The following is a 12,665-nucleotide window of genomic DNA, read 5'->3' as shown; positions in this document are numbered from 1 at the left end:
CTCCTCGCCTGAACACCGAACTGCGGACATCACCATTTTTACAGATAGTTAATGGAATCGGTTACAGAATTTTCATAAAAAGTGTGAGGCACGTTAAATTTTTCGATCCGTCTTCAGCCTTCGATGGGATCGACGTCCAGAACCCACTTCACTTTGCGCGCTTCCGGCAGGGTGTTGATCAGCGCCAGCGTGCCGCTGACGATATGCTGCAGGCGGATACGTGACGGGTGCTGAAGTAAGATTTGCCAGCGGAAACGTCCGCCGCGTTTCGGGGCCAGCGCTGGAACCGGACCCAAAATCCACAGCTGACTATCCACCAGCGGGCTGGCCTGCAGGAGGTTTCTCAGCTGCTGCAGGAAAAGCGGCGCCTGCTGATTGTTATGGTCTTCCGCGCGGATGATGACGTGGCTGGTCCACGGCGGCAGCTGCATGGTCTGGCGTTCGGCCAGCGCCTGTTCAGCAAAGGCGTCATAGCCTTTATGCAGCAACGTTTGCAGCAGCGGGTGCTCAGGGTGGTGCGTTTGCAGCACCACTTCGCCTTGTTTTCCTGCACGTCCGGCACGCCCCGCCACCTGGGTATAAAGCTGGGCGAAGCGCTCGGCGGAGCGGAAATCTGCCGAGAACAGCGCGCCGTCAACGTCCAGAAGGGCGACCAGCGTGACGTCCGGGAAGTGATGCCCTTTTGCCAGCATCTGGGTGCCAATCAATATGCGTGCCCCACCGCGATGCACTTCCGCCAGCTGTTGTTCCAGCGCGCCTTTGCGGCTGGTGGTGTCCCGGTCGATACGCGAAATCGGCACGTCCGGGAAGAAGGGGCCAAGGGCCTGTTCCAGCTGCTCCGTGCCCAGACCGACCGGCACGATATGCGTTGAGCCACACGACGGACACTGGCGCGGCACCGGGCGCTGGCTGTCGCAGTGGTGGCAGCGTAAATGACGCTGGGCCTGATGGAAGGTGTAGTAGTGGTCGCAGCGCGGGCACTCGGCAATCCAGCCGCAGTCGTGGCACAGCAGGGCGGGCGCGAAGCCGCGTCGGTTAAGGAACAGGATCACCTGGTTACCCGCCTGCAGGTGCTGCCGCATTCGGGTAATCAATGCAGGCGCGAGCCCGGCCTGAACCTGCTGACCTTTCAGATCCAGCACGTGCTGAATCGCCGGACGGGCATTACCCGCGCGACGCGTCAGGCGCAGCATATGGTATTTACGCTGGCGCACGTTGTGCAGCGTTTCGAGCGCAGGCGTGGCGGAGCCGAGAATAATGGGAATTTGCTCGCTGTGCGCGCGGTAGACCGCTAGGTCACGGGCGTGATAGCGCCAGCCTTCCTGCTGTTTATAGGAGCTGTCGTGCTCTTCATCTATTACGATAACGCCGAGATTTTTAAACGGCGTAAACAGCGACGAGCGGGTGCCGATCACAATCGCCGCTTCGCCGTTTTTCGCTTTCAGCCAGGCGCTGAGGCGCTCGCTGTCGTTAAGCCCTGAGTGCAGCACCTCAACCGGCGCGTTAAAGCGCTCGCGAAAGCGGGCGATGGTCTGCGGCGTCAGGCCGATTTCCGGCACCATCACCAGCGCCTGTTTGCCCTGTGCGAGCACGTTTTCCAGCACGCTCAGATAAACTTCGGTCTTGCCGGACCCCGTCACGCCCGCCAGCAGCCAGGCAGAGAAATGATCGGAGGCGCTGTGAATCGCCCCCACGGCGGTGGCCTGCTCGGTGTTCAGACGCAGGCGATCGCCGGAGACGGTGAAGCCGTCGCGCCAGTCGTGAAGGGCGGGCGCTTCGCTTGCCAGTTCGCTCAGCCCTTTCTTTCTTAATGCCTGTAGCGCCGTTTCGCTGACCTCAAGCTCCTCGACCTGGTGCCGCCAGATTTTTCCCTGACGCAGCGCCGCCAGCGCCTGCTGCTGTTTCTGCGAGCGCTTCAGGCTGTTGATGTCCACGGCCTGACCCTGCTCGGTGGCAAACCAGTACCACATCGGCGCGTGGCTGGCGCTTTTGCCCTGGCGCAGCATGATTGGCAGCGCGTGGAACAGGACGTCGCCAATCGGATGGTGATAGTAATCTGCCGCCCACAGCAGCAGTCGCCAGGTGCTGTTGGAGTAGACCGGCTCGCTGTCCAGTACCTCAACAACCGATTTCAGTTCATTAAGCGGCAGCTCGCTTTTCTCACTCACGGAAACCACGATCCCCACGCGCTGCTGTTTGCCAAACGGCACGATCACGCGACAGCCCGCTTTGGCGCTCATGCTGTCGGGCAGCAGGTAGTCAAAGGTGCGGGGAAGCGGAACGGGCAGGGCAACGTGAGCGACGGGCATCGAATCTTCCTGACTTGAAAAGTGGCGCGTTAGTATACACATTAGTGAAAGCGGCGTGCGGATCAGTTTGCATACGCTGGTCAAATTCTGTATGATTCGCCGCCTTTGGTGTATATTACGCCAAAGAAATTACATTCAACATCGCGTGGTGTCTGGCGTTAGGGCTGGAAGAGCGACGCGGCCTTAACTGAGGTTCTCCCATGAAAAAAGATATTCACCCGAAATACGAAATGATTACTGCAAACTGCTCTTGCGGTAACTCTATCCAGATCCGCTCCACCGTGGGTCACGATCTGAACCTGGACGTGTGCGGCAAATGCCACCCGTTCTACACTGGTAAGCAGCGTGATGTTGCAACCGGTGGCCGTGTTGACCGCTTCAACAAGCGTTTCAGCATCCCGGGCGCTAAATAAGCATCCAGAAGAAACCGCCTCCGGGCGGTTTTTTTGTGCCTGTAATTTCCCTTCTGAATAAATCTTTGTATTATATTTAACGCTTAAATAATCAATAACGCGCTATCGGTTTTAATATATTTGTCTGATGTATTCTTTAACGGATAGTGAACTGCATCTTCGTTTTCTTGAATTCTTTGCCACTGTTTTGCTTTGTGTGTCAAAAAATAAAAGGTTTCCCTCATTTCGTAAAATTACACTTCGCTCGCCATACATTCTTATTTGCCATTTTAACAGCGATGGCTTTCAGGGCGTGTTTACTTCGAGGGAAAGATTATGAAAATTAAACATCTGTTATTCGTGCTGCCATTATTATCCTGTGCGGCACAGGCGGGATATGTTGATTATCGTCACGAGTATTACGACGATGGGCGTAACTACGATCGTGTGTACATGTCGCACCGCTTTGGCACCGGCTTTGGCGTCGCCGTGGAGGCGGTATCGCGCTCCGATAATAAGCAGTCTAACGACGCGCTTAATAATATGGAAAGTAACAGCAACGAATATACGGCAAGCTATCAGTTCACCTGGCAGGGTTTTATCTGGCAGCCGGGCGTTGCCGTTGAAATGGGCGATGATATGGCTATTTATAAGCCGTATCTGCGGGTGCAGTATAATATTGATGACAGCAGGTGGACAGCGTTCCGCTATCGTACCGAATACACTCGCCGCAACGCGGACGGAAAAGATGACCGTATGGTTTATCGCCCAGAAATGTGGCTGGGTTATAATATCGATAACTGGATGTTCGAACTGAACGGAATTTATAAATTCGCCGATAACGAAGATCTGTATAACAACAAAAAAGAAGATTACGAATATAACTTCCGCGTGGCGTATAACATCGACTCGTGGATCCCGTTTGCGGAAGTGGGCAACGTCTCTTCCGGCTATAACACCGCCACCAGCGACGACCGCCAGACGCGTCTGCGCGTGGGATTAGGCTATAACTTCTAAAAAACCATCCCGCTGAGTAACCTCAGCGGGATCGCACCGCAGTTAGTATTCCCACGTATCCGGATCAATGCCCAGTTCACGCATGATGATTTTCGCCTCTTCCGGGATTTCATCACTGCGCTCTTTGCGCAAATCGTCATCGTTCGGCAACGGTTGGCCGGTAAACGCATGCAGGAACGCTTCGCACAGCAGCTCGCTGTTGGTCGCGTGGCGCAGGTTGTTCACCTGACGACGCGTGCGTTCATCGGTGAGGATCTTCAACACCTTCAGAGGAATGGAAACCGTAATTTTCTTTACTTGCTCACTCTTCTTACCGTGCTCAGCGTATGGGCTGATATATTCGCCGCTCCATTCAGCCATGAGATACCTTTAATCCTCTCAGTCATTAATCTAAAGGTGCAGAACCGATAACCGCCGGTTTTGAACCGTAATCTTGCCTAGTTTACCGTAGAGACGATACCGTGGCACGGATATTGCCGCTGCAGCGTGCACTAAAGCATATAATTTTAACGGCTATTTGCGCATTGCTCAATCTATACGCAAAGAAGTTTAGATGTCCAGATGTATTGACGTCCATACTTTCAATGTTTACTCTGGTGCCTGACTTTTCACCTATTAAGCCAGGAAGCCCTCACCATGACGCGTAAACAGGCCACCATCGCAGTGCGTAGCGGATTGAATGATGACGAGCAGTACGGCTGCGTTGTCCCGCCGATTCATCTTTCCAGTACCTATAATTTCACCGGATTTAATGAACCCCGCGCGCATGACTATTCCCGTCGTGGCAACCCTACGCGTGACGTGACCCAGCGTGCCCTGGCAGAGCTGGAAGGGGGGGCGGGTGCGGTATTAACCAATACGGGGATGTCCGCCATCCACCTGGTGACGACGGTGTTCCTGAAGCCTGGCGACCTGCTGGTGGCTCCGCACGACTGCTACGGCGGCAGCTATCGCCTGTTTGACAGCCTGGCAAAACGCGGCTGCTACCGCGTGCTGTTTGTCGATCAAAACGACGAACAGGCGCTGAAACAGGCGCTGGCAGAGCAGCCGAAGCTGGTTCTGGTGGAAAGTCCAAGCAACCCATTGTTGCGCGTTGTCGATATTGCGAAAATTTGTCAGCTCGCAAGGGATGCGGGAGCGATAAGTGTAGTGGATAATACGTTCCTCAGTCCGGCCCTTCAGAACCCGTTAGCACTGGGTGCCGATCTGGTGTTGCATTCATGCACTAAATATCTGAACGGTCATTCTGATGTGGTGGCAGGCGTGGTGATTGCAAAAGATCCCGACGTTGTCACTGAACTGGCATGGTGGGCCAATAACATTGGCGTCACCGCGAGCGCCTTCGACAGCTACCTGCTGTTACGCGGCATCCGCACCCTGTCGCCGCGCATGGACGTGGCGCAGCGCAATGCCCAGGCGATCGTCGATTTCCTGAAAACTCAGCCGCTGGTGAAGAAGCTCTATCACCCGTCGCTGCCGGAAAATCAGGGGCACGAGATTGCCGCGCGCCAGCAGAAGGGATTTGGCGCGATGTTGAGTTTTGAACTGGACGGTGACGAGCAAACGCTGCGTCGCTTCCTGAGCGGGCTGTCATTGTTTACGCTGGCGGAATCCTTAGGTGGGGTTGAAAGCTTAATCTCCCACGCCGCGACTATGACGCACGCAGGTATGGCACCGGAAGCACGTGCCGCCGCCGGGATCTCTGAGACGCTGCTGCGTATCTCAACCGGCATTGAAGATTCTGAAGATTTAATTGCCGACCTGGAAAATGGCTTCCAGGTCGCAGCCAAGGGGTAATCATGAGTGTGATAGCGCAGGCAGGGGCGAAGGGTCGTCAACTGCACAAGTTTGGTGGTAGTAGTCTTGCTGATGTGAAGTGTTACCTGCGCGTTGCAGGGATCATGACCGAGTATTCACAGCCGGGTGACATGATGGTTGTCTCGGCGGCGGGCAGCACCACCAACCAGTTGATTAGCTGGCTGAAACTGAGCCAGACCGATCGCCTTTCTGCGCATCAGGTACAACAGTCTTTACGCCGTTACCAGAGCGAGCTGATTGCCGGCCTGCTGCCTGCGGACGTGGCGGATGGACTGATCGGCGCCTTTACCCATGACCTTGAGCGTCTGGCTGCCCTGCTGGACAGCGGTATTACCGACGCGGTCTATGCCGAAGTGGTGGGCCACGGTGAAGTGTGGTCCGCACGTCTGATGGCCGCCGTTCTGCAACACCTGGGCGTGGAGGCGGCCTGGCTCGACGCGCGTGATTTCCTGCGTGCCGAACGCGCCGCGCAGCCTCAGGTGGATGAAGGTTTGTCCTACCCGCTGCTGCAACAGCTGCTGGTGCAGCATCCGGGCAAACGTATCGTCGTGACCGGCTTTATCAGCCGCAGCAACGCGGGCGAAACCGTGCTGCTGGGCCGTAACGGCTCGGACTACTCGGCAACGCAAATCGGTGCGCTGGCGGGCGTGTCCCGCGTCACCATCTGGAGCGACGTGGCCGGTGTCTACAGCGCGGACCCGCGTAAGGTGAAAGATGCCTGCCTGCTGCCGCTGCTGCGTCTCGACGAAGCCAGCGAGCTGGCGCGTCTGGCCGCGCCGGTACTGCACGCCCGTACGCTGCAGCCGGTTTCCGGTAGCGATATCGACCTGCAGCTGCGCTGCAGCTATACCCCGGATCAAGGCTCTACCCGTATCGAACGCGTACTGGCCTCCGGTACGGGCGCGCGTATTGTCACCAGCCACGACGACATCTGCCTGATTGAGTTCCAGGTGCCTGCGGGCCAGGACTTCAGGCTGGCGCATAAAGATATCGACCTGATCCTCAAACGTGCTCAGGTGCGCCCGCTGGCCGTCGGCGTTCACAACGACCGCCAGCTGCTGCAGTTCTGCTATACCGCAGAAGTGGCGGACAGCGCGCTGAAAATCCTCGATGAAGCGGGCCTGCCGGGCGAGCTTCGCCTGCGTCAGGGTCTGGCGCTGGTGGCGATGGTGGGCGCGGGCGTCACCCGTAACCCGCTGCACTGCCACCGCTTCTGGCAGCAGCTGAAAGGCCAGCCGGTGGAGTTCACCTGGCAGTCGGAAGAGGGAATCAGCCTGGTCGCCGTGCTGCGTAAAGGGCCAACCGAGAGCCTGATTCAGGGTCTGCATACCTCCCTGTTCCGCGCGGAAAAACGCATCGGCCTGGTTCTGTTCGGGAAAGGGAACATCGGTTCCCGTTGGCTTGAACTGTTCGCCCGCGAGCAGGAGACGCTCTCCGCGCGTACCGGATTTGAATTTATTCTTGCGGGCGTGGTGGATAGCCGCCGCAGCCTGCTGAATTACGAAGGGCTGGACGCCAGCCGCGCGCTGGCCTTCTTTAATGATGAAGCGGTTGAGCAGGATGAAGAGTCGCTGTTCCTGTGGATGCGCGCGCACCCTTACGATGACCTGGTGGTGCTGGACGTGACTGCCAGCGAGCAGCTTGCGGATCAGTATCTGGATTTCGCCAGCCACGGCTTCCACGTCATCAGCGCCAACAAGCTGGCCGGAGCGAGCAGCACCGATAAATACCGGCAGATCCACGACGCGTTTGAAAAAACCGGTCGTCACTGGCTCTACAACGCCACCGTTGGCGCGGGGCTGCCGGTTAACCATACCGTGCGCGACCTGATTGAAAGCGGCGACAGCATTCTGGCGCTGAGCGGTATCTTCTCCGGTACGCTCTCCTGGCTGTTCCTGCAGTTCGACGGCACCGTACCCTTCACCGACCTGGTGGATCAGGCATGGCAACAGGGCTTAACCGAGCCCGATCCGCGCGTGGACCTTGCCGGGAAAGACGTGATGCGTAAGCTGGTGATCCTGGCGCGTGAAGCGGGCTACGACATCGAACCGGGTCAGGTGCGTGTTGAATCGCTGGTGCCTGCGGGCTGTGAGGAAGGGTCTGTGGATCACTTCTTCGAAAACGGCGACGAGCTGAACGAGCAGATGGTACAGCGTCTGGAAGCCGCCAACGAGATGGGCCTGGTGCTGCGCTACGTGGCGCGTTTCGAGGCGAACGGTAAAGCGCGCGTAGGCGTGGAGGCGGTGCGTCCTGAACATCCGCTGGCGGCGCTACTGCCGTGCGATAACGTCTTCGCTATCGAAAGCCGCTGGTACCGCGATAACCCGCTGGTGATCCGCGGTCCGGGCGCGGGGCGCGATGTCACCGCCGGGGCGATCCAGTCCGACATCAACCGTCTGGCTAAGCTACTGTAACCTCTGTATTTCCCTCTCCCTGTGGGAGAGGGTTAGGGTGAGGGCATCAGACCGCACTCACCCCCCATCATGAATCCCCTTCATCTTCCCTGAACAAACCTCACCGTTATTGTTGATTATTTATGTTGACGTCACTCCGCTTTTCCGTCATTTTTACATCTGGACGTCTAAACGTATAGAAGTTCACAACACCACAGACAACGACACGCGATAGATAGAGGTAAGGTATGAGCTTTTTTCACGCCAACCAGCGGGAAGCCCTGAATCAGAGCCTGGCCGAAGTAAACGGCCAGATTAATGTCTCTTTTGAATTTTTCCCGCCGCGCACCAGTGAAATGGAGCAAACCCTGTGGAGCTCTATCGATCGCCTGAGCAGCCTGAAACCGAAGTTTGTTTCCGTGACTTATGGTGCTAACTCCGGCGAGCGTGACCGTACGCACAGCATCATTAAAGGCATCAAAGATCGTACCGGTCTGGAAGCGGCACCGCACCTTACCTGTATCGATGCCACCCGCGACGAGCTGCGGGCTATCGCCCAGGATTACTGGAATAACGGCATTCGTCATATCGTTGCCCTGCGCGGTGACCTGCCGCCGGGGAGCGGCAAGCCGGACATGTATGCCGCCGATCTGGTTGCGCTGCTGAAAGGCGTGGCTGACTTTGATATCTCCGTTGCTGCTTATCCTGAAGTGCATCCGGAAGCGAAAAGCGCCCAGGCGGACTTGCTCAACCTGAAACGCAAAGTCGACGCTGGCGCGAACCGCGCGATAACGCAATTTTTCTTCGATGTTGAAAGCTACCTGCGCTTCCGTGACCGCTGCGTTTCTGCGGGTATCGACGTCGAAATTATCCCGGGCATTCTGCCGGTCTCTAACTTCAAACAGGCGAAGAAATTTGCCGATATGACCAATGTGCGCATTCCGCTTTGGATGTCTAAAATGTACGAGGGGCTGGACGATGACCCGGAAACACGCAAGCTGGTGGGCGCAAATATCGCGATGGACATGGTGAAGATCTTGAGTCGTGAAGGGGTGAAGGATTTCCACTTCTACACGCTGAACCGTGCAGAGATGAGTTACGCCATATGCCACACGCTCGGCGTTAGACCAGGCGTGTAACAAAAAAGAGCCCTCTTCGGAGGGTTTTTTGATTTATAAGGGTTTTATTTTCCTGCCATATCAGCAATGCTGCCTTTGACGTACAAAACTCATGTATTTTCCATGGGAAATTAAACGGATTTAACTATCGAATCTGTGGGTTATCTCAACTATACCTTATCAACAAGGGCGTATATCGTAACGGTAACACTGTAAAAGGGAGCAAAGCGATGAGCACGTCAGACGAGACCAATAAAGCGGCATCAGTCGGCAAATGCCCGTTCCATCAGGGCGGCGTCGATCACAGCGCGGGCGCAGGTACAGGCAGCCGCGACTGGTGGCCAAAACAACTCCGCATCGATCTTCTTAACCAACATTCCAATCGTTCGAACCCACTGGGTGAAGACTTCGACTACCGCAAAGAATTTAGCAAGCTTGATTACTCCGCCCTTAAAGGCGATCTCAAAACACTTTTAACCGACTCTCAACCGTGGTGGCCTGCCGACTGGGGCAGCTATGCGGGCCTGTTTATCCGTATGGCCTGGCACGGGGCAGGTACCTATCGCTCCGTTGACGGACGCGGCGGTGCCGGACGCGGTCAACAACGCTTTGCACCGCTGAACTCCTGGCCTGATAACGTGAGCCTGGATAAGGCGCGCCGCCTGCTGTGGCCTATCAAACAAAAATACGGACAAAAAATTTCCTGGGCTGACCTGTTTATCCTCGCGGGTAACGTGGCGCTGGAGAACTCCGGCTTCCGCACCTTTGGTTTTGGCGCCGGGCGTGAAGACGTCTGGGAGCCGGATCTGGACGTGAACTGGGGCGATGAAAAGGCCTGGTTGACCCACCGTGACCCGGAAGCGCTGGCGAAGCGTCCTCTGGCCGCCACCGAAATGGGCCTGATCTACGTTAACCCGGAAGGGCCAAACGCCAGCGGTGAACCCCTGTCTGCTGCGGCGGCCATTCGCGCGACCTTCGGCAACATGGGCATGAACGACGAAGAGACCGTTGCGCTGATCGCGGGCGGCCACACTCTCGGCAAAACCCACGGCGCGGGTGAAGCCACGCACGTGGGCACCGACCCGGAAGCCTCGCCGATTGAAGCGCAGGGCCTGGGCTGGGCGAGCACGCACGGCACGGGGATTGGCGCAGATGCCATTACCTCCGGTCTGGAAGTCATCTGGTCGCAAACCCCGACCCAGTGGAGCAACTACTTCTTCGAGAACCTGTTCAAATACGAATGGGTGCAGACCCGCAGCCCGGCAGGTGCGATTCAGTTTGAAGCCGTGGATGCACCGGAAATCATGCCCGATCCGTTCGACCCGTCGAAAAAACGCAAGCCAACCATGCTGGTCACCGACCTGACGCTGCGTTTTGACCCGGAATTCGAGAAAATTTCCCGCCGCTTCCTGAACGATCCGCAGGCCTTCAACGAAGCCTTCGCGCGTGCCTGGTTCAAGCTGACCCACCGCGATATGGGGCCGAAAGCGCGTTACATCGGCCCTGAAGTGCCGAAAGAAGATCTGATTTGGCAGGATCCGCTGCCGCAGGCGGTGTTCAATCCGTCTAAAGAAGACATTGAAAGCCTGAAGGCGGAAATTGTGGCATCCGGTCTGTCCGTGAGCGAGCTGGTTTCCGTTGCCTGGGCGTCAGCTTCAACCTTCCGCGGTGGCGATAAGCGTGGCGGCGCTAACGGCGCGCGTCTGGCGCTGGCTCCTCAGCGCGACTGGGATGTGAACGCCGCGGCGGTTCGCGCGCTGCCGGCTCTGGAAGCTATTCAGCGCACCACCAACAAAGCCTCACTGGCCGATATCATCGTGCTGGCGGGCGTGGTAGGCGTTGAGCAGGCCGCAAAAGCCGCAGGCGTGTACGTCACCGTACCGTTCACCCCAGGCCGCGTGGATGCGCGTCAGGATCAGACGGATATCGAGATGTTTAACCTGCTCGAACCGGTTGCCGATGGTTTCCGCAACTACCGTGCGCAGGTGGATGTGTCCACCACGGAGTCACTGCTGATCGACAAAGCCCAGCAGCTGACGCTGACCGCGCCAGAGCTGACGGTGCTGATCGGTGGCCTGCGCGTTCTGGGTGCCAACTTCGATGGCAGCAAGAATGGCGTGTTCACTGACCGTGAGGGCGTGCTGAGCAACGATTTCTTCGTGAACCTGCTGGATATGAACACCCAGTGGAAAGCGACCGACGAATCAAACGAACTGTTTGCCGGTAGCGATCGCGCCAGCGGTGAAGTGAAATACACCGCCACCCGTGCCGACCTGGTCTTCGGTTCCAACGCTGTCCTGCGCGCGCTGGCTGAGGTTTACGCCAGCAGCGATGCCAGCGAGAAGTTCGTTCGTGACTTCGTCGCAGCATGGGCGAAGGTGATGGATCTGGATCGGTTTGACGTGCAGTAATCCTTGTGCCGGGTGGCGGCTACGCCTTACCCGGACTACAAATTAAAGTGCCATGTAGGCCGGGTAAGCGCAGCGCCACCCGGCTTTTTTATTACTCCCACTCCTGCAGGAAACGCTGCCCATACTGGTCGGCAACCAGCAGCGCCGCGTAAACCTGATCCGGTGACACGCCGCCCGGCATGTTGTGAATGGTTTCACCTTCTGAGCAAGATGCTTCCGCAATCAGACGCATTTTCGCCGGAATATCCTCTTTCATGTTCAGCTGTGCCAGCGTGATCGGCAGCCCCACGCTGTGACAAAGTGCCGCGACGGTTTCGATCTCTTCTACCGGCGCGTTTTCCAGCACCAGTTGAGTCAGCGTGCCAAACGCCACTTTTTCACCGTGGTAGAAGTGATGCGCGTCCGGTACCGCCGTCATACCGTTATGAATAGCGTGTGCCGCTGCCAGACCTCCGCTTTCAAAACCCACGCCGCTGAGATAGGTGTTGGCTTCGATAATGCGTTCAAGAGCAGGCGTCACCACGTGCTGTTCCGCTGCCAGCATCGCCTTCTCACCCTCTTCAACCAGCGTGTTGTAGCACAGCTCGGCCAGCGCTAACGCCGCCTGTGTGCACTTTCCGCCGGCCATAGTGGTTGCCCCGCTGCGCGAGCAGGCGCGTGCTTCAAACCAGGTTGCCAGCGCGTCGCCAATCCCGGCGGCCAGCAGCCGCGCCGGTGCGCCCGCCACCACTTTGGTGTCGACAATGACCATGTTCGGGTTGTGCGGCAGCATCAGGTAGCGGTCGAACTCACCGCTGTCGGTATAAATCACGGAGAGGGCGCTGCACGGCGCATCGGTGGAGGCGATGGTTGGCGCAATGGCGACCGGCACGTCCATAAAGTGGGCAAGCGCTTTGGCGGTATCCAGCGTTTTACCGCCGCCAATGCCCAGCACCGCCATGCAGTCGGCGCTGTCGGCCAGTTTTTTCAGGCGATCGATTTCATTTTGCGAACATTCGCCACCAAACGGCGCGATTTCGGCATGCAGTTCGGCTTTTTTAAAACTCTGACGCAGGGTTTCTTCGGCAAAACCCAGCACAAACTTATCGCCGACAACCAGCCAGCGCTGTGCCAGAGGTTTCAGATAGTCGCCGAGACGGGTAAGCACATCAGCACCCTGGATGTATTTCCCAGGTGATTGAATGATACGGTCCATAACAGTTCTCCC

General features: G+C 57.3%; 9 protein-coding genes. 6 read left to right on the top strand and 3 right to left on the bottom strand.

Features of this window, described 5'->3' with window-relative positions:
- Positions 1 to 113 precede the first annotated feature (113 nt).
- Complete coding sequence (priA, locus tag KK102_RS20495; RefSeq protein ID WP_216358331.1) at positions 114 to 2,309, bottom strand: primosomal protein N'; 2,196 nt, start codon at positions 2,307 to 2,309, stop codon at positions 114 to 116.
- A 200-nt stretch (positions 2,310 to 2,509) separates the two neighbouring features.
- Between priA and rpmE the strand changes: the two genes are divergently transcribed.
- Both rpmE and KK102_RS20485 read left to right on the top strand, forming a co-directional pair.
- Entirely contained in the window at positions 2,510 to 2,722 is a 213-nt protein-coding gene (gene rpmE, locus KK102_RS20490) for a 50S ribosomal protein L31 (protein WP_003862040.1), read from the top strand.
- Positions 2,723 to 3,037: 315 nt separating this feature from the next.
- Positions 3,038 to 3,718 carry an oligogalacturonate-specific porin KdgM family protein gene (locus tag KK102_RS20485; RefSeq protein WP_216358330.1) on the top strand — a complete coding sequence of 227 codons (681 nt, stop codon included), beginning with the start codon at positions 3,038 to 3,040 and terminating at the stop codon, positions 3,716 to 3,718.
- Positions 3,719 to 3,760: 42 nt separating this feature from the next.
- Here KK102_RS20485 and metJ read toward each other — a convergent pair whose 3' ends face one another.
- Positions 3,761 to 4,078, bottom strand: a complete 318-nt coding sequence (gene metJ / locus KK102_RS20480) for a met regulon transcriptional regulator MetJ (protein ID WP_010436961.1) — start codon at positions 4,076 to 4,078, stop codon at positions 3,761 to 3,763.
- Between the two features lie 276 nt (positions 4,079 to 4,354).
- Here metJ and metB point away from each other — a divergent pair, with 276 nt between their 5' ends.
- The 4 genes from metB (at position 4,355) to katG (ending at position 11,458) form a co-directional block, all read left to right on the top strand.
- Positions 4,355 to 5,515 carry a cystathionine gamma-synthase gene (gene metB, locus KK102_RS20475; protein WP_126546038.1) on the top strand — a complete coding sequence of 387 codons (1,161 nt, stop codon included), beginning with the start codon at positions 4,355 to 4,357 and terminating at the stop codon, positions 5,513 to 5,515.
- Between the two features lie 2 nt (positions 5,516 to 5,517).
- Positions 5,518 to 7,950 (top strand): bifunctional aspartate kinase/homoserine dehydrogenase II, encoded by a 2,433-nt coding sequence (locus tag KK102_RS20470; protein WP_216358329.1) that lies wholly within the window; start codon positions 5,518 to 5,520, stop codon positions 7,948 to 7,950.
- Positions 7,951 to 8,177: 227 nt separating this feature from the next.
- Entirely contained in the window at positions 8,178 to 9,068 is an 891-nt protein-coding gene (metF, locus tag KK102_RS20465) for a methylenetetrahydrofolate reductase (RefSeq protein ID WP_042718147.1), read from the top strand.
- Positions 9,069 to 9,277: 209 nt separating this feature from the next.
- Positions 9,278 to 11,458, top strand: a complete 2,181-nt coding sequence (gene katG, locus KK102_RS20460) for a catalase/peroxidase HPI (protein WP_216358328.1) — start codon at positions 9,278 to 9,280, stop codon at positions 11,456 to 11,458.
- A 91-nt stretch (positions 11,459 to 11,549) separates the two neighbouring features.
- Here the strand turns inward: katG and gldA are convergent, their stop codons facing one another.
- On the bottom strand, positions 11,550 to 12,653 hold the full coding sequence (gldA, locus tag KK102_RS20455) for a bifunctional L-1,2-propanediol dehydrogenase/glycerol dehydrogenase (protein ID WP_216358327.1): 1,104 nt from the start codon (positions 12,651 to 12,653) through the stop codon (positions 11,550 to 11,552).
- Positions 12,654 to 12,665 lie beyond the last annotated feature (12 nt).

The organism is Enterobacter quasimori, from assembly GCF_018597345.1.
In the GTDB taxonomy this organism is placed as follows: Bacteria; Pseudomonadota; Gammaproteobacteria; order Enterobacterales; family Enterobacteriaceae; genus Enterobacter; species Enterobacter mori.
This window is presented reverse-complemented; position numbering and strand designations above follow the sequence as displayed.

Coding starts and splice junctions, on each gene's coding strand:
- rpmE (WP_003862040.1), top strand. CDS start 2,510: ATGAAAAAAGATATTCACCCGAAATACGAAATGATTACTGCAAACTGC.
- KK102_RS20470 (WP_216358329.1), top strand. CDS start 5,518: ATGAGTGTGATAGCGCAGGCAGGGGCGAAGGGTCGTCAACTGCACAAG.
- metB (WP_126546038.1), top strand. CDS start 4,355: ATGACGCGTAAACAGGCCACCATCGCAGTGCGTAGCGGATTGAATGAT.
- metF (WP_042718147.1), top strand. CDS start 8,178: ATGAGCTTTTTTCACGCCAACCAGCGGGAAGCCCTGAATCAGAGCCTG.
- KK102_RS20485 (WP_216358330.1), top strand. CDS start 3,038: ATGAAAATTAAACATCTGTTATTCGTGCTGCCATTATTATCCTGTGCG.
- metJ (WP_010436961.1), bottom strand. CDS start 4,078: ATGGCTGAATGGAGCGGCGAATATATCAGCCCATACGCTGAGCACGGT.
- gldA (WP_216358327.1), bottom strand. CDS start 12,653: ATGGACCGTATCATTCAATCACCTGGGAAATACATCCAGGGTGCTGAT.
- katG (WP_216358328.1), top strand. CDS start 9,278: ATGAGCACGTCAGACGAGACCAATAAAGCGGCATCAGTCGGCAAATGC.
- priA (WP_216358331.1), bottom strand. CDS start 2,309: ATGCCCGTCGCTCACGTTGCCCTGCCCGTTCCGCTTCCCCGCACCTTT.